Origin of the sequence: Aldersonia kunmingensis, assembly GCF_001646865.1 — a bacterium.
Taxonomy (GTDB): domain Bacteria; phylum Actinomycetota; class Actinomycetes; order Mycobacteriales; family Mycobacteriaceae; genus Aldersonia; species Aldersonia kunmingensis.
The window spans coordinates 34,974-51,979 of the sequence record NZ_LRRB01000110.1; the positions used below are offsets into that span (position 1 = coordinate 34,974).

Annotated in this window: 9 protein-coding genes; 7 read left to right on the top strand and 2 right to left on the bottom strand. The window is 66.3% G+C overall.

Annotation, left to right across the window (positions count from 1 at the left end):
* Nucleotides 1-194: 194 nt before the first annotated feature.
* From A8G08_RS08225 to A8G08_RS08255, 7 genes are all read left to right on the top strand, one after another.
* The gene (locus A8G08_RS08225; RefSeq protein WP_068272565.1) at nt 195-2,042 is read left to right on the top strand and encodes an alpha/beta hydrolase-fold protein; all 1,848 of its coding nucleotides are present in this window, start codon (nt 195-197) and stop codon (nt 2,040-2,042) included.
* Nucleotides 2,043-2,239: 197 nt separating this feature from the next.
* Entirely contained in the window at nt 2,240-2,809 is a 570-nt protein-coding gene (locus A8G08_RS08230) for a DUF732 domain-containing protein (RefSeq protein WP_068272571.1), read from the top strand.
* A 38-nt stretch (nt 2,810-2,847) separates the two neighbouring features.
* Complete coding sequence (locus tag A8G08_RS08235) at nt 2,848-3,777, top strand: cutinase family protein (RefSeq protein WP_281182136.1); 930 nt, start codon at nt 2,848-2,850, stop codon at nt 3,775-3,777.
* A gap of 150 nt (nt 3,778-3,927) precedes the next feature.
* The gene (locus tag A8G08_RS08240) at nt 3,928-4,929 is read left to right on the top strand and encodes an LLM class F420-dependent oxidoreductase (RefSeq protein WP_068272576.1); all 1,002 of its coding nucleotides are present in this window, start codon (nt 3,928-3,930) and stop codon (nt 4,927-4,929) included.
* Between the two features lie 174 nt (nt 4,930-5,103).
* On the top strand, nt 5,104-7,038 hold the full coding sequence (fadD32, locus tag A8G08_RS08245) for a long-chain-fatty-acid--AMP ligase FadD32 (protein ID WP_068272578.1): 1,935 nt from the start codon (nt 5,104-5,106) through the stop codon (nt 7,036-7,038).
* Between the two features lie 81 nt (nt 7,039-7,119).
* Entirely contained in the window at nt 7,120-12,333 is a 5,214-nt protein-coding gene (gene pks13, locus A8G08_RS08250; protein ID WP_084436037.1) for a polyketide synthase Pks13, read from the top strand.
* Nucleotides 12,330-13,874, top strand: a complete 1,545-nt coding sequence (locus A8G08_RS08255) for an acyl-CoA carboxylase subunit beta (protein WP_068272579.1) — start codon at nt 12,330-12,332, stop codon at nt 13,872-13,874. Before pks13 ends, A8G08_RS08255 begins: the two co-directional genes overlap by 4 nt.
* 126 nt (nt 13,875-14,000) lie before the next feature.
* On the opposite strand, the gene A8G08_RS08260 is transcribed toward A8G08_RS08255, so the two are convergent.
* Together A8G08_RS08260 and A8G08_RS08265 are read right to left on the bottom strand one after the other, a co-directional pair.
* Entirely contained in the window at nt 14,001-14,462 is a 462-nt protein-coding gene (locus tag A8G08_RS08260) for a hypothetical protein (protein WP_068272580.1), read from the bottom strand.
* A gap of 165 nt (nt 14,463-14,627) precedes the next feature.
* Nucleotides 14,628-16,877: a serine/threonine-protein kinase gene (locus A8G08_RS08265; RefSeq protein WP_084436038.1), complete on the bottom strand. Its 2,250-nt coding sequence runs from the start codon at nt 16,875-16,877 to the stop codon at nt 14,628-14,630.
* Between the last annotated feature and the right edge of the window lie 129 nt (nt 16,878-17,006).

The following is a 17,006-nucleotide window of genomic DNA, read 5'->3' on the forward strand; positions in this document are numbered from 1 at the left end:
CGTGATGATTTCGGCCGCTGCGCTACGCGTTCGTACGGTCCGCGGCGGACTTTTGCGATCCCGGTTTCGCAACATTTGTCACAGCCGTCACAGCGCGCCTTCCCGGCTTCCGGTGCCGGATCACGGTAGAAATAGCTCATCCCCGGGCGAAAGTGCTGCTCGCGCCCGGTTTACGGGAGGAAGCGAGGCACCTCATGCGACGGGGTCAAGGTCGGCGCATCCGCGGATCGCGCACACTCAGGCTGCTCACCGCCGCGGTCGTCCTGGCGCTCACCGCGGGCACCGCGGCCGCAGCTCCGGCGCTCGCCGCGCCCACGCCGCACACCCAGGCCCCAGGCGTTGCCACAGTGCAGCGCATGGACTGGCTCACCGACCGTCGAGTCGCGCTGTGGATCGTGTCGCCGTCGATGTCCGCCCCGATCCAGGTGCAGCTGCTGCTTGCCCGGGACTGGAACACCAAGCCGGACGCGAAGTTCCCGGCCCTGTTTCTGCTCGACGGTTTGCGAGCACAGGAGAACGAGAGCGGCTGGACACACGATGCCGGGGCCGAGGCATTCTTCGCCGAGAAGAACGTCAACGTGATCCTGCCCATCGGCGGACAGTCCAGCTTCTATTCGGACTGGCTCACCAAGGACAACGGCGTCAACTACCAGTGGGAGACGTTCCTGACCAAGGAACTGCCGCCGCTGCTCGAGACGCAATGGCGCACCACCAATGTGCGCGGCCTCGCCGGGCTGTCCATGGGTGGCACCTCGGCGATGTTCCTTGCCGCGCGCAATCCTGGTTTCGCGCGCTACGCCGCGTCCTACTCCGGCTTCCTGAGCACCACGTCTATCGGTATGCCGCAGGCGATCTCGTTCGCAATGGGCGATGCCGGCGGTTTCGACTCCGAGGCGATGTGGGGGCTGCCGACCAACCCGGCGTGGGCCGAACACGACCCGTACCTGCTCGCAGACAAGCTGAAGAACATCAGCCTGTACGTTTCCAGCGGCAGCGGGATGACCGGCCCCTACGACCAGGCGATGGGGATCCCCGGGGTCAGTACGAACGTCGCGGGCATGGGCCTCGAGATCCTGTCGCGGCTCACCTCCCAGACCTTTGCGACCAAGCTGAACAAGCTCGCCATCCCGGCGCAGATCAACTACCGGCCCTCGGGCACGCACTCGTGGCCGTACTGGGACTTCGAGATGCGTCAGTCGTGGCCACAGGCGGCGACCGCAATCGGCACGCAGATCGAGAAGCCGCTCTGCGGGGTCGGCGGGGCCATCGGTGGCACGGCCGCGGCCAATCAGTGGCTCGGTGACTGCCTCACCGGCGAATACCAGATACCCGGTGGCATTGCACAAGACTTCCGTTCCGGGCGGGTGTTCTACTCGCCGGTGACCGGCACCTACCCGGTCGCAGGCCGGATCGGCGGCGGTTACGTGGCCGCGGGCGGCCCGGGCGGCGCGCTCGGGATGCCGGCCGGGTTTGAACTCGCGGCACCCGACGGCAAGGGCCGATTCCAGGTCTTCGAGCACGGAATCTCGTACTGGACACCGGAAACGGGCGCGCATGCCGTGCGCGGCGCCGTGCTCGAGGAGTGGGGCCGGCAGGGCCACGAGCGCGGTGCGCTCGGCTACCCGACCGGCGACGAGCGCAAGACGCCGAACAAGGACGGAGCGTCACAGGGCTTCCAGATCGGCACCGTGTTCTACAGCCCTGCAACGGGCGCGCACTCCGTGCAGGGCCTGATCCTCGGCAAGTACGGCCAGATGGGCTTCGAGGACAGCTGGCTCGGCTTCCCGACCACCAGCGAGGCGTCGCTTAAGGACTTCGGCAAGTTCAACCAGTTCGAGAACGGCAATCTCTACTGGAGCCCGCTGTCCGGGGCCTGGGCGGTCCACAACGGGCCGTTCTTCGACGCGTATCGCAGCGTGGGCTTCGAAAACGGCAAGCTCGGCTTCCCGACCAGCGACGAGTTCGACATCCCGGGCGGAAAGCAGCAGAACTTCCAGTTCGGCAACATCACGCTGATCGGCGGCAAGGCGGACGTGCGCTAGCGACGGACGCGCAGTGCGTCTCCCGAGGCGGAGTAGTGGTGCCCGACCCTCTCGGACATGCACAATTGCTTGCTCGGCGAGCAGGGGTGCGTCGGGAATTCGGCACCGTCAGGTGTGGAATGCCTGGATACCAAGTCTGACCGGGCACTTTGCGATGCGTCTGTAGCCTGTACGAAACCGAAAGCATAGGAACCTCGATGCCCCGTAATACCCTGCGCGCGGTCTCGCTTGCCGCGCTGGCCGTCGCTGCCGCTGGTGTGCTCACCGCGTGTGGCGACGACTCAACGGCGACCAGCACACCGACGTCGCTGTCACCTTCGTCCACCACCGCCGCGGCTGAATCGTCTGCGGCACCGGAGGCCACCGGTACTGACGCCATTGGGACCGACGCCCCGCCCGCCGACGCCACCGGAACCGACGCGATCCCGGTGAGCCCCGGCGAGGCCGCGACCGCGCCGCCGGAGACCCCGCAGGCCATGCCGAGCGATTTCCCGGGTCCCGAGGCCGCGCCGATGGGTGACGCGGAGAAGAAGTACCTGGCTGAGCTGAAGTCCGAGGGCATCGAGTACTCCGGCAACGGCGAGAGCGCCGTCGTGATCGCGAACTACGTGTGCGCAGCACAGGAGGCCGGCGAGCCGGACGAGTCGATCGCCGTCAACGTCGGGGCTATGGCGGGTGTCGAGCAGAGTCTGACCGGCGGTGATATGGATCCCGCCGAGGCCGGACAGATCTACATCGACGTCGCGAAAAGCACGTACTGCCTGTGAGTGCCGTTCGAAATCGCCGCCGACGCAAGACTCCAATAGTGCTCGGCCTGCTGGCGGCCGCGTTGCTGCTGGTGATCCTCATTGTGATCATCTGGTACATCGCGGCCGGTCGGCTGCCGAAGCCAGGTGAGGGCCCGCTTCCGGGCCCCACCAAGCCGGATACGCAATCCGCGGCGTGCCCCGATGTGCAGTTCGTCGCGATCCCGGGTACCTGGGAGTCAAGCCCCAACGATGATCCGCGCAATCCGACGGCGGTCCCTGCCGCGTTGCTGAACAACGTCACCGTGCCACTGAACGAACAGTTCCCGGACTCGCGTGTCGACGTGTACACCGTGCCGTACGTCGCGCAGTTCTCGAACCCGATCGCGTTCCCGCCCGATGGCCAGCAGTCCTACAACAACAGCCGCACTGCCGGCACGCACGCGACGACCGATGTGCTTGCCGGGATGCACGCGAATTGCCCGCTGACGAGCTTCGTCATCGTCGGCTTCTCGCAGGGCGCGGTGATCGCCGGTGACATCGCCGCACAGATCGGTGCGGACAAGGGCCCGGTTCCCGCGGATCAGGTACTCGGCGTGACGCTCATCGCCGATGGCCGCCGCGTTCCCGACCAGGCCGTTGCGGTCGGCGCCAACCCGCCCGGTGTCGGCGCCGAGGTCGCGCTCAAGGGTCTCAAAGTTCCCGGTATCACCATGACCGGACCGCGTCCGGACGGCTTCGGTTCCTTGACGGATCGCGTCAACAACATCTGCGCGCCCGGCGATCTGATCTGTGCCGCCCCCCCCGCTGCGCTCAGCCCGGTGAACATCCCCGGCAGCTTGGCCTCGTTGGCCAGCTCCGCGGGCAATCCGGTGCACGCGCAGTACAACACCTTCGTCGTCGACGGCAGCGGTATCACCGCGACGGAGTGGACCGCAGGGTGGGCATCGGAGCTGATAAACGGCGCTCCGCAGCCGGCGCACGAATGAGAATCGGACAGATCTGACCGAATAGTAAGTTGGGTCTGGTCAAGCCGGTTCTCCAAATGTTAACTGTCAGTAGGTCAACACTGGCCGACCCGCTAGAGTGCAGGACGGTCGTGGTGACCTACTGTGCCGTGCAACCCAGGAGATGCCTTAATGACAGCCGCCGAATCGGCCCCCGCTGCGCCATTGCGGAAGTTTCGTTTTGCCGCCGGTGGCGAGGGCAATCCGGAGGAGGGCGGCGCTCGTAAGTTCATCCAGCTTGCGCAGCAGGCCGAGGAATACGGCTTCGACAGTTTCATGATCCCGGACCACATGGGTCCGCAGGTTGGGCCGATCGCCGCGCTGGGTGCGCTGTCCGTTGCCACGGAGAAGATCCGGCTGGGCACGGCAGTCCTCGCCAACGGCTTCCGGCACCCGGCGGTCCTGGCCAAGGACGCCGCCACGATCGACGTTCTGTCGAAGGGTCGCCTCGAGCTCGGCATCGGCGCCGGGTGGATGAAGGAAGAGTTCGACAAGGCGGGCATCGCTTACGACCGGCCGGCGGTTCGGATCGAGAAGCTCGACGAAGCGTTGACCATCCTCGACGTGCTGCTACGCGGCCAGGAGTGCAACTTCGAGGGCAAGCACTACCAGGTGCGTGGGCTCAAAGGCAGCCCGCGTCCGCGCCAGGGTCCTCGCCCGCCGATCGCGGTCGGTGGTGGTGGTCCGAAGATGCTCGCGCTCGCTGCCAAGCACGCCGACATCATCTCCGTGGTCCCACAGACCACGAAGGAAGGCAAGCTCCGGCTGTCGGGTGTCACCATTGAAAAGACCGCCGAGCGGGTCGAGCTGATCCGCAAGGCGGCCGGCGACCGGTTCGCCGACATCGAGCTGAACTGGACTATTACGACCATCGTGATCACCGACGATCGCGAGCAGGTCGCGGAGATGGCGCTCGCCGCCCTGGACAAGGGCTTCCCGCCCAACATGGACGTCGACGTCAAGCTCTCGGTCGAGGAGATCCTGTCCTCGCCGTATATCGCGATCGGGACTTTCGAGGAGATCGCAGACCAGATTCGTACGGTGCGCGCCAAGACGGGCATGTCCTACGTCGGTGTGTTCCCGACCCAGATGGATGCTTTTGCGCCCATCATCACCCTGCTGAAGGGTGAGTAAGGACGGTCTCAGTAACATATTCGGAGGATTCTGCGCTGTTGCAGCGTACGACTGATTTCTTAGCGCGTGCCGGTTCGGCCGGTTTTCCGGGGCCATGGGCTTCCGGCCGAGCGCAGTAGGACAGACCGGGAGCCAGTCTGACTTACGCGGGTGCTGTGGAGGAGTAAAGACACAATGGACAACAAGTTCGACGATTACCTGGATGCCGACGGAAATTTCTTCATTCCCGAGGAGCGAACTCTGGTCGATCACGTCGAAAAGCACACCCGCAACGACGCGAACGATCTCGCCTACCGGTATATCGATTACTCCCGTGAACGCGACGGCGAAGTCCAGGAGCTGACCTGGAAGGAGTTCGGTGTTCGGCTTCGTGCGGTCGCCGGTCGTCTGCAGCAGGTCACCAAGCCTGGCGACCGCGTCGCTGTGCTCGCCCCGCAGGGCCTGGAGTACGTCGTCGCCTTCTTCGCCGCCGTCTACGCCGGCGCCATCGCGGTTCCGCTGTTCGACCCGGAGGAGCCGGGTCACACCGACCGCCTGCATGCCGTCCTCGGTGACTGCAAGCCGACCGCGATCCTCACGGGCAGCAAGTCCGCCGCCGGCGTTCGCCAGTTCTTCCGCTACCTGCCTGCCGCCGAGCGTCCGCGCATCATCGCCGTCGACGCGATTCCGGACACGGTCGCCGACTCGTGGGTGCGACCGGAATTGAGCATCGACGACATCGCGTACCTTCAGTACACCTCCGGCTCCACCCGTACCCCGGCCGGAGTCGAGATCACCCACCGCGCGGTGGGCACCAACGTGCTGCAGATGATCGACGCGATCGAGCTCCAGGAGAACTCGCGCGGCGTCACCTGGCTGCCGATGTTCCACGACATGGGCCTGCTGACGGTCATCCTCCCGGCCATGGGCGGCGCCTACATCACGATCATGTCGCCGAGCGCGTTCGTCCGCCGGCCGAGCCGCTGGATCCGCGAGCTCGCCGCTCATTCCGACGGCGCCGGCACCTTCGCCGCCGCGCCGAACTTCGCCTTCGAGCATGCCGCTGCGCGGGGCCTGCCCAAGGCGGGCGAATCCCTCGATCTGTCCAACGTGATCGGCCTGATCAACGGCAGCGAGCCGGTGACCACGTCTTCGATGCGGAAGTTCAACGAGGCGTTTGCCCCGTACGGCCTGCCGAAGACCGCCATCAAGCCCTGCTACGGCATGGCGGAAGCAACGCTCTTCGTCTCGGCCACCCGGCACGAGGACGAGGCCAAGGTCACCTACGTCGACCGCCACGAGCTGAACACGGGCCGCATGGTCAAGGTCGACGCGACGCATCCGAGTGCGGTCGCACAGGTGTCGTGCGGTTACGTCGCGCGCAGCCAGTGGGCCACGATCGTCGATCCCGAGACCGGCGCCGAGCAGCCCAACGGGCTTGTCGGTGAGATCTGGCTGCACGGCAAGAACATGGGCGTCGGCTACTGGGAGCGCCCGGACGAGACCGCGGCGACCTTCCATGCCAAGCTGACCTCGCGGATTCCCGAGGACAGCCACGCTGCGGGTGCGCCCGAGGACGCCAACTGGATGCGCACCGGCGACTTCGGCGTGTACTTCGACGGGGAGCTCTACATCACCGGGCGCGTGAAGGACCTGGTCATCGTCGACGGGCGCAACCACTACCCGCAGGACCTCGAGTACTCCGCGCAGGAGGCGAGTGACGCGCTGCGTCCCGGCTTCGTCGCGGCGTTCTCGGTTCCCGCCAACGAGCTTCCCCCGCTGGTGTTCGAGCAGGGCAGCCATTCGGGTCTCGGCTCGAAGTACGACGCGGACGACTCCTCCGAGCAGCTCGTCGTCGTCGCCGAGCGCGGCCCGGGCGCCGGCAAGGCGGACCCACAGCCGATCGCGGACACGGTCCGCGCGGCTCTTTCGAGCCGCCACGGCGTGATGGTCCGCGACGTGCTGCTGGTGCCGGCGGGTTCGATCCCGCGGACCTCGAGCGGCAAGATTGCGCGGCGCGCCTGCCGGGCTGCGTATCTCGAGGGCACTCTCCGCGGGGGGTACACCCAGACGGCGTTCCCGGACGCGGTGGACAGCGATGACACCGCCGACTCGGTCAGCCAAGACTGACATCGCACGACTAACACGACACGGTATTTCGAAACGGGGGAATTCGAGACCACGGAATCAGACGGGTAGCTTTAGGGACTAATGGCTGAGAACGAAACTCCCGCGGTGCGGGCCGAAACGGACACGACCGCGGGCACCATCGCGGAGCCTGCGGAGCGACCCGGAGACACCGCGGAGCCTGCGGAGCGACCCGACGGCGCACCCCAAGGTTCTGCGGAAAAGCCCGACCTGACCGTTGCCGAGTTGCGCGAGTGGTTGCGCAACTGGGTCGCGGAGGCGACCGGGCAGTCGATCGATCAGATCACCGTGGACCGTCCGATGGAGGAGTTCGGCCTCGCGTCGCGTGACGCCATCGCACTCGGTGGCGACATCGAGGACCTCACCGGCGTGATTCTGACCGCGACGATTGTGTACCAGCACCCGACGATCGCCTCGCTCGCGAAGCGCGTCATCGAGGGTGAGCCGGACCTGCCGGAGGAGTCGACCGACGCGTCGTTCTACACCTCAGCAGCGCTTGGTGACGCGCACGATATCGCCATCGTCGGCCTGGCCACCCGTTTCCCGAAGGCCGGTCGCTCCCCGGAAGAGACCTGGGAGTTCCTCATCGGCGGCGGCGACGGCATCGGCGATCTGCCCGAGGGTCGCTGGTCGGAGTTCACATCCGATCCGGAGATCGCGGCGGCGGTGGCCGCGGCCAACACCCGCGGCGGCTACCTCGACGACGTCAAGAGCTTCGACGCGGAGTTCTTCGCGATGTCCCCGCGCGAGGTCGAATGGGTCGACCCGCAGCAGCGGCTCGCGCTCGAGCTCACCTGGGAGGCGCTCGAGCACGCGCGAATTCCGGCGAGCGAGCTCAAGGGCACGCCGGTCGGGGTTTTCATCGGAACGTCGACCAACGACTACATGCTGCTTGCGTCCGTCGAGCCGACGAAGACGCACGCGTACACCCTGACCGGTGCCGCGAGTTCGATCGTGGCCAACCGGGTGTCCTACTTCTACGATTTCCGCGGACCGTCGATCGCCGTCGACACGGCGTGCTCGTCGACACTGGTCGCGGTGCATCAGGCCGTCCGCGCGCTGCGCAATGGCGACGCCGATCTGGCCCTCGCCGGTGGCGTGAACATGCTGCTCGCGCCTGCGATCACGCTCGGATTCGACTCGGTCGGCGCGGTCGCGCCGGATGGTCACATCAAGGCGTTCTCCTCGGATGCGGACGGTATGGTGCGTTCCGAGGGCGGCGGCCTGTTCGTGCTGAAGCGGCTCGAAGATGCCGAGCGCGACGGCGACAAGATCCTCGCGGTGATCGCCGGTTCCGCGGTCAACTCGGACGGCCGGTCCAATGGTCTGCTTGCACCCAACCCGGATGCCCAGGCCGACGTGCTGCGCAGCGCCTACCGTGATGCCGGCATCGTGCCGACGAGCGTGGACTACATCGAGGCGCACGGCACCGGCACAATCCTCGGTGACCCGATCGAGGCCGACGCGCTCGGCCGGGTGGTCGGCCGTGGCCGCGATGCGGACAAGCCGGTACTGCTCGGCTCGGTGAAGTCGAACTTCGGCCACATGGAATCCGCCGCCGGCGCTGGGTCGCTCGCGAAAATCGTTCTGGCGCTTCAGGAAAACAAGATCCCGGCGTCGATCAACTACGCCGGACCGAACCCGTACATCGCGTTCGACAAGGCTAACCTGCAGGTGATCCCGGAGGCCACCGATTGGCCGCGCTACAGCGGTCAGGCGATCGCCGGTGTCTCCGGCTTCGGTTTCGGTGGCACCAACGCGCACGTGGTCGTGAAGGAGTACGCGCCGGTCGCGGCCGCGGTGAGCGAAACACCCACTGCCGAGGTCGATTCCGACGCCGAGGTTCTCGACACGGTTGAAGCGTCGGCTGCCGTCGAGTCGAATGTCGAGGCGCCGCAAGAAGTTACGGACGAGGCCGCGGCCGATTCGGAGCGTGAAACGCCGCTGCCGGTGCTGCTCGCGGTTTCCGCCTCGATGCCATCCCGTCGTCGACGTGCCGCAGCCGATCTCGCCGATTGGCTCGAGACCGAAGCGGGCAGCACGACGCCGCTCGCCGACATCGGTCGCGCATTGGCGAAGCGAAACCACGGCCGCTCGCGCGCCGTCGTGCTCGCCGCCACCCACGCCGATGCGATTACCGGTCTGCGTGCCATCGCGAACGGCAAGCCCGGTGCCGGTGTGTTCAGCTGCGATTCCCCTGTCGCGCAGGGTGCTGTCTGGGTCGCGTCCGGTTTCGGTGCCCAGCACCGCAAGATGGGCAAGCAGCTCTACCTCGAGAACGCCGTCTTCCGCGCCGCGATCAACGAGGTCGACGAGCTGATCGTCGACGAGGCGGGCTACTCGATTCGCGAGATGATCCTCGACGACGAGCAGGACTACGACGTCGGCACCTCGCAGGTCGGCATCTTCGCCATCCAGGTCGCCCTGGCCGCGGTGTTGCGCCATCACGGCGCTGAGCCCGCCGCAGTCGTGGGCCACTCGATGGGCGAGGTTGCGGGGGCGTACATCTCCGGCGGTCTCGATCTCGTCGATGCCGTCCGAGTGATCTGCTCCCGTTCGCGCCTCATGGGTGAGGGCGAGGCGCTGCTGTCCGGTGACGACATTCGCCGGATGGCGCTTGTCGAGTACACCTCCGACGAGATCATCGGCGTGCTCGGCGATTTCCCGGATCTCGAGGTCGCGGTCTACGCAGCGCCGACGCACACCGTCATCGGTGGGCCGGAGCCGCAGGTCAACGCGATCGTCGAGCGTGCCGAGGCCGAGGGCAAGCTCGCTCGGGTGCTGGCCACGAAGGGCGCCGGACACACGTCGCAGATGGACCCGTTGCTCGGTGAGCTCGCCGCGGAGCTGGCCGGCCTGGAGCCGAACAAGCTGAAGGTCGGGCTGTACTCCACGGTCGACATGGAGGCGTTCTACCGCGCAGGTAGCGACCCGGTGCACACCGAGGACTACTGGGTGAAGAACATGCGCCACGCGGTGTACTTCACGAATGCGATCCGTCTCGCGGTCGAGGCCGGCCACAGCACCTACGTGGAGCTCGCTCCGAATCCCGTTGCGCTGATGCAGGTTGCCGCGACCACATTCGCGGCTGGTATGCACGACGCGCAGCTGATCCAGACGCTGAAGCGCAAGGAAGACGAGTCGCTCGGTGTGCTGAGCGCGCTCGCCCAGCTCTACGTGTACGGCCAGAACATCAACCTGCCTTCGCTTTTCGAGGCAGGCGACTACGCAGACATCCCGCGCACCGCGTTCGTGCGTAAGCCGTACTGGATCGAGGCCCAGCTCGGCGGCGGTTCCGGCAACAACCGGATCCCCGGCGCGCGTGTCTCGATGCCGGACGGCCGCCACGTGTGGGAGGTGCTGGCCGGCGTCGTGGGTGACTTCGGTGCCCTCGTGACCGCTGCGGCAGGTCAGGTGCTCAGCGACGCCTCGCTCGGTGCGGCGATCACGCACGCCGACGTGCCCGCTGCAGGCACGCTGACCACGACGCTCACCCCGCATCCGGGTGGCGCCTCGGTGCAGGTGCATGCGCGCGACGCGGCCGAGAACGCGGCCTTCCGACTCGTGTACGACGCGGTTGTCACCGGTGGCCCGGCAGTGCCTGCTGCCGCCGCGCCGGCCCCGCAGCTGCCGGCGTTCGAGCCGGCCGGTCTGGTCGAGGAAGAGCCCGAGGTCATCGAAACCTTTGGCGGCAAGTGGGATCCGGACGGCCGCGAGTCACTCGAAGACCGGCTCGCGTTCATCATCGCCGAGTCGATGGGCTACGCCCCCGAGGATCTGCCGCTCGAGATTCCGCTGATCGAACTCGGGCTCGATTCGCTCATGGCGGTCCGAATCAAGAACCGCGTCGAGTACGAATTCGAAATCCCCCAGCTGCAGCTGCAGGCGGTTCGCGACGCGAACGTGGCCGGCGTGGCCAAGTACCTGCGCTATGCGGTGGAGAACCGCGAAGAAGTGCAGGCCATGGCAGACCAGCAGCAGGCCGAGCGTGAGGCGGCCGCGGGCGAAACTGCCACTGCGCCAACCGAATCTGCGGCGCCTGTGGCAGAGGTTGTAGACACCACGGTCGAGGCTGAGGCGGAAGCGATTCTGGCCGAGGCAGAGACCGGCACGGAGGCCGAGGCGCCCGCTGCGGAGGTCAACACCGCCGACGCGCCCACCGTGCTGAACAGCCAGCAGGCTGCGGCCGAGGCGGCGGGCACGGACGTGCCGCCGCGCGACAATGCCGAGCGGCTGACTTTCGCGACCTGGGCCGTCGTTACCGGCAAGTCCGCGAAGGGCATCTTCAATACGTTGCCGATCCTCGAAGAGGAAATGGCCGAGAAGCTCGCCGAGCGGCTGTCCGAGCGCGCGAAGGCCGAGATCACCGTCGACGATGTGCTCGACGCCGAGACCATCGAGGAACTGTCCGACACGGTCCGCAAGCACCTCGAGGGCGGCTCGATCGACGGATTCGTCCGCAATCTGCGGCCGCGCCCGGAGGGCTCGACCGCGGTACCGGTGTTCGTCTTCCATCCGGCCGGTGGCTCCACCATGTGCTACGAGCCGCTGATGCGTCGCCTGCCTGCCGACACTCCGGTGTACGGCATCGAGCGCGCCGAGGGATCGATCGAGGAGCGGGCCCGGCAGTACCTGCCCGAGCTGCGCAAGATCCAGGGCAACGGCCCGTACGTGCTGTACGGCTGGTCGCTCGGCGGTGTGCTTGCCTTCGCGGCGGCGAAGCTGCTGACCGATGAGGGCGCCGATGTTCGCTGGGTCGGTCTGATCGACGTCGCCCTGCCGTCCGAGGCTCCGGTGGATTCCCCGGCGGAAGTGCGCGCGCGGTTCGAGCGTTATGCCGAGTTCGCGAAGTCGACCTACGGCGTCGACGCACCGCTGCCACTCGACGAGCTGTCGGGAGCGGACGACGAGAAGCAGATTCAGATCATCATGGACATGGTGAAGCTGAGCGGCGCCAAGATCCCCGGCGGTGTGATCGAGCATCAGCGCACGTCGTGGATCGACAACCGTGAGCTTGCGAAGGCGAAGCCGACGCACTACGACGGTAACGTCGTGCTCTACCTCGCCGATCGGTACCACGACGGCGCGATCCAGCTCGAGCCCCGCTATGCGCATCGCGCACCCAACGGCGGCTGGGACAACGACGTGCCGAACCTGACCGTGGTGCAGGTTGGCGGCGATCACCTGCAGATCATCGACGAGCCCTACATCGCAAAGGTCGGGTCCGATCTGACGCAACGTCTGCAGGAAATGAACGAATCGGAGGCCAGCCGGTGAGCTCCACCGCCGAAAAGCTCGCAGAGCTGCGCAAGCGGCTCGAATTGGCGCAGGAGCCGGCCGGTCAGGCAGGCATTGCGAAGCGCGAACTGAAGGGCATTCCGAGCGCGCGCGAGCGGATCACCATGCTGCTCGACAAGGGCAGCTTCGTGGAGGTCGGCGCGCTGGTGAAGCAGCCGGGTGACCCGAACGCGCTCTACAGCGACGGCGTGGTCACTGGTCACGGGTTGATCGACGGCCGACCGGTGGCGGTGTTCTCGCACGACCAGACGGTGTTCGGCGGCAGCGTCGGTGAGATGTTCGGCCGCAAGGTCGCCGCGATCATGGAGTTCGCGGCGAAGATCGGTTGCCCCTTCATTGGTATCAATGACTCGGGTGGCGCTCGCGTCCAGGACGCCGTGACGTCGCTTGCCTGGTACGCCGAGCTCGGTCGCCGCCAGGAACCGCTGTCGGGACTCGTCCCGCAGATCTCGATCATTCTGGGAAAGTGCGCCGGCGGAGCGGTTTACGCGCCGGTCAACACCGACGTCGTCGTGGCGACCGAAGAGTCGTACATGTTTGTGACCGGTCCGGATGTGATCCGCGAGGTCACCGGTGAGGATGTGAGCCTCGAGGAACTCGGCGGCGCGCTCAGTCAGGCGAATTACGGCAACGTCAACCACGTCGCCAAGGACGAGGCGGCCGCTTACCAATGGGTGCGCGAATACCTGTCGTTCCTGCCGTCGAGCTGCCAGGAACTCCCGCCGGTCATCAACCCGGGCCTCGAGCCCGAGACCACCGACACCGACCTCGAACTCAACTCGATCGTTCCGGACGCCGACAATGCCGGTTACGACATGCACGACATCCTGCTGCGCATCTTCGATGACGGCGACTTCCTCGAGGTGGGTGGACAGTCGGCGCTCAACATCATCACCGGGTTCTCCCGCGTGGACGGCCGCAGCGTCGGCATCGTCGCCAACCAGCCGCTGGTCAACGCTGGCGCGCTCGACGCGGCTGCTTCGGACAAGGCCGCGCGGTTCGTGCGCATCTGCAACGCCTACGAGGTTCCGCTTATTTTCGTGGTCGATACCCCCGGCTTCCTGCCTGGAGTCGAGCAGGAGAAGGTCGGCGTGATCAAGCGCGGCGGCCGTTTCATCTTCGCGTTCGTGGAGGCGTCGGTCCCCAAGGTCACCGTTGTCGTGCGCAAGGCCTATGGCGGTGCCTATGCCGCAATGGGTTCCAAGCAACTCGGCGCGGACGTCAACTTCGCCTGGCCCACCGCGCGCATCGCGGTGATGGGTGCGGAGAGCGCGGTAAGCATCATCGGCCGCCGCCAGATCGCCGCAGCCGCACCCGAGGACAAGGCCGCCGTTCGGCAGCAGCTGATCGATTTCTACAACGCGACCATGGCCACCCCGTGGATCGCGGCCGAGCGCGGCTACATCGACGCCGTCATCGAGCCGTCCACCACGCGCCTCGAACTGCGCAAGGCGCTGCGTCTGTTGCGGGACAAGGAAGTCATCAAGAACCCGCGCAAGCACCACCTGCTGCCGATCTAGGGCAGACAGCTTTCAGCGAGCCGCATACGCATTGGCGTGTGCGGCTCGCTGCTTTAGTGTTGCGGTCGCCGCGCCGCCCGGGCCGCACACTTCCTGATCACCAAAAAGTGTGCGGCGAACTGGAGTTCAGCGGACCTGCACAACTCCGGTGCACGACGTCGACGGAACACCCCACAGCGCATGCCAATTGAACGCGCTGAGAGTGAGCTCTACCGGTCCGGGACCACTGACGAAATGGAACCGGCCCGGCTGGCCGCCGGGGTAGCCGACGAGTTGCGTTGTGAACTCTGTCCCGGATGCTCCGGTAGCGGGGTTTCGCCAATCGAGCCGGGCCTGGGATTGGTAGCCGCCCGCGAAGAACCAGAGGCTCGCGACGTCGCGAAGTGCGAGCGTGACCGTACCGGATTCGTTCTGCTCCACCCACAATCGCGCCGGCGCGTATGGCTGATCGACGATGAACGGGCTGGGGCCGAGGCACCGCGTCATCGGCAGTTCGGTTTCGGCGCTTGCGCTGCCGGCCCCAACGATCACGATTCCGGCGGCCAGAGTCATCGCTGTGGCGGCCAGGCGGACGAGTGTGCGGTGCATTCGTACTCCCTCGGGCGAGTCGGTAACGGTATGTCCGGTTCAGCGTCGAATGACGTCTCTCGAAGCTACCGCGAGCCGCACACCTTCTGTCGGTCCGCACACGAAACTGCGCCCCGCAGCGTGGCGGATCGTCGAAAAGTGTGCGGCGATGGGGCGCGATCCTGCTTACGGCGCAGTGCTTTCCGCCTTGCGTCGGACGGTGCTGGCCACGCGAACGAGGGCCTCGAGGTCTGCGTCGACGATCCGGAACAGCCAGTGCGCGGCACCGATCGCGACGGCGCCAACCACGCCGAGTCCGATGAGCGATCCGGCGACCGAATACAGGTCTTCTTGGTCGAGGAAGGCGATCCCGATCGCGATACCCACCGGCGGGATGAGCGCCGTGTAGAGCAGCATTTGCCGGCAGCGGCGCGCAATGCGGTGTAGTTGCACGGCATCGTTGGATGTCGTTGTCCCGTAGGTCAACAACGCCGGGTAATACCACCGAACGACATGCCAGGTGACGAAGAAGAAGGGGAACACCGCGCCGATCGCCCCGGCTACGACATGTGAGGCGAAGATGTTGATGAGGAACGTCGCAGGTAAGTCGGCTTCGAGCAGCACCACCAGTCCGGATATTGCGAGTGCGCAGATCCAGCCGACGAAGGTCAGCAGAGCCATGCGATCGGCGCAGACCAGGGTGTCGTGGCGAGCGCGGGCGAGGGCCGTCGGGTCGTAGCGTTTGCCTTTGCGCACGCCCCACGGAACGGTGATCACGTTGCGACAGACGTAGGCGATAAGGCCGCCGAACAGCGGGACGATCGTGGCGAGAACGACCAACTGCATTGTGTTGAACAGCGATTGCGCGTTGCCCGTCAGGTGAGCATCGAGCAGCTTCACGTTGTGGCCGAACACGTAAGCCGCGGCGAGCAGTTGCCCGACGACGAGTGCGGTCGTGGCTACGGGAATCGGTTGCAGTGCGAGCCGCTCGCGAACGCTTCCGCGCGGCGGGTCCACCAGGTTGCGGGCGCGATCATCCAAGCACAGGGCGAACTGCTGCGCGAGCTCCGCGCTCGACGCCCACCGATACTCCGGCTTGGGAGCAAGGCAGGTCAGCAGGACTCGTCGCAGCGTCGCGGGGCAGTCCTCCGGGAGCTCGTCCAGCCGGTCCTCGGGAATGCCGCCGCGACGCAGGGTCAGCATTCGTTCCAGCGAGGTGGAGGAATCACCGGCCCGCGTCTCGTCGTCGAAGGGCCGTCGCCCCGTCAGCAGCTCCCACAGCATCACGCCGAGCGCGTAGATATCGCTACGACCATCGAGGCTCGCGGCCGACGTGGGTAGGTGCGGGTGGCACGCCTCGAGCTGCTCGGGGGACATGTAGGCGAGCGAGCCGCCGAAGTATGCCGCCGGACTCGCGCCCGGGATGTGCTTGTCGAAGCTGATATTGAAATCGGCGAGCTTGGGCGTGCAGTCCACCGCCAGCAGCACATTGGCGGGTTTGATATCGCGATGCAGCACCCCGTGCTGGGCCGAATAGTCGAGCGCCTCGGCGAGGCATTTCCCCAGCCACGCGACGGTTTCCGGCCAGGACAATCCGGCAATTTTCGCACGCGACGCGGGCTCGGCCCCGAGCGCACCCTTCTTGTTCAATGCTGCGTCGACGGACGCGAACAGCAATTCGGCGCTCCGCTCATCCGGCGGGGTTCGCGATGCGCGTTTGAGCAGATCGAGCATCGTGCCGCCCGGCACGAACTCCATGTACATCAGTTTCAAATCGCGCTCGGTCAGCAGGCGCTGGTCGAATACGCGAACGATGTACGGGTGATCGAGCTGCGCGAGAGTCTCTGGCTCGGTGCCGTGATTGCGCGAAATCTTTAGCGCGACCAGGCGCCGCATCGAACGCTGCCGGGCGAGGAAGACCCGGGCGAAGGCGCCGCTGCCGACGTCGAGCAGGAGATCGAAGTCGTCGATATCGTCACCGATTTCGAGCTCATTCAGTGGGTCGACTGCGCGTGGAGACATGATCAGCGTGCTGCGATAGTCACCGGCAGCCAGTCGCTGCCGAAGCATGTCATCGTATGCGGCGGGGTCTACGTCCACACCGGCGAGGCGCAGGCAATGAAACTCCTCGTACTGCAGATCGGGCGGCAGCGGCGCGCCCTCCAACTCTGGGAAATCCGCCAGATACTCGGTCAGCCGTTTCGGGTTGGAGCGTCGCGATCGGTGCTGCATATCGACCTTGATCAGCTCGATCAGGCATACGGTCCGGGTGTCCGACGAGTCCGGCAGATAGGCGCCGAGTTCTGGCGCATCCGATTCGCTCCACGCCTCGGCGAACCGAGCGATCGCCGCGGCCAACGTCACCTGCGTTATCGCTGCGGGGCGCGTCGCGTCCACGTCGTTGGTATCGGTGAGCAATTCGAAGTCGTTTTCCATCGCCGGAGTCCTTCGCGCAGTATCCGCAAATCGTATTCGGCGCCACCCCGGTGCGGCCCGAAACTCCCACGACTGCAAACCGGCCCGGATAACGTGACTACGTCGGGATACCTGCACGGGAGGATCGCC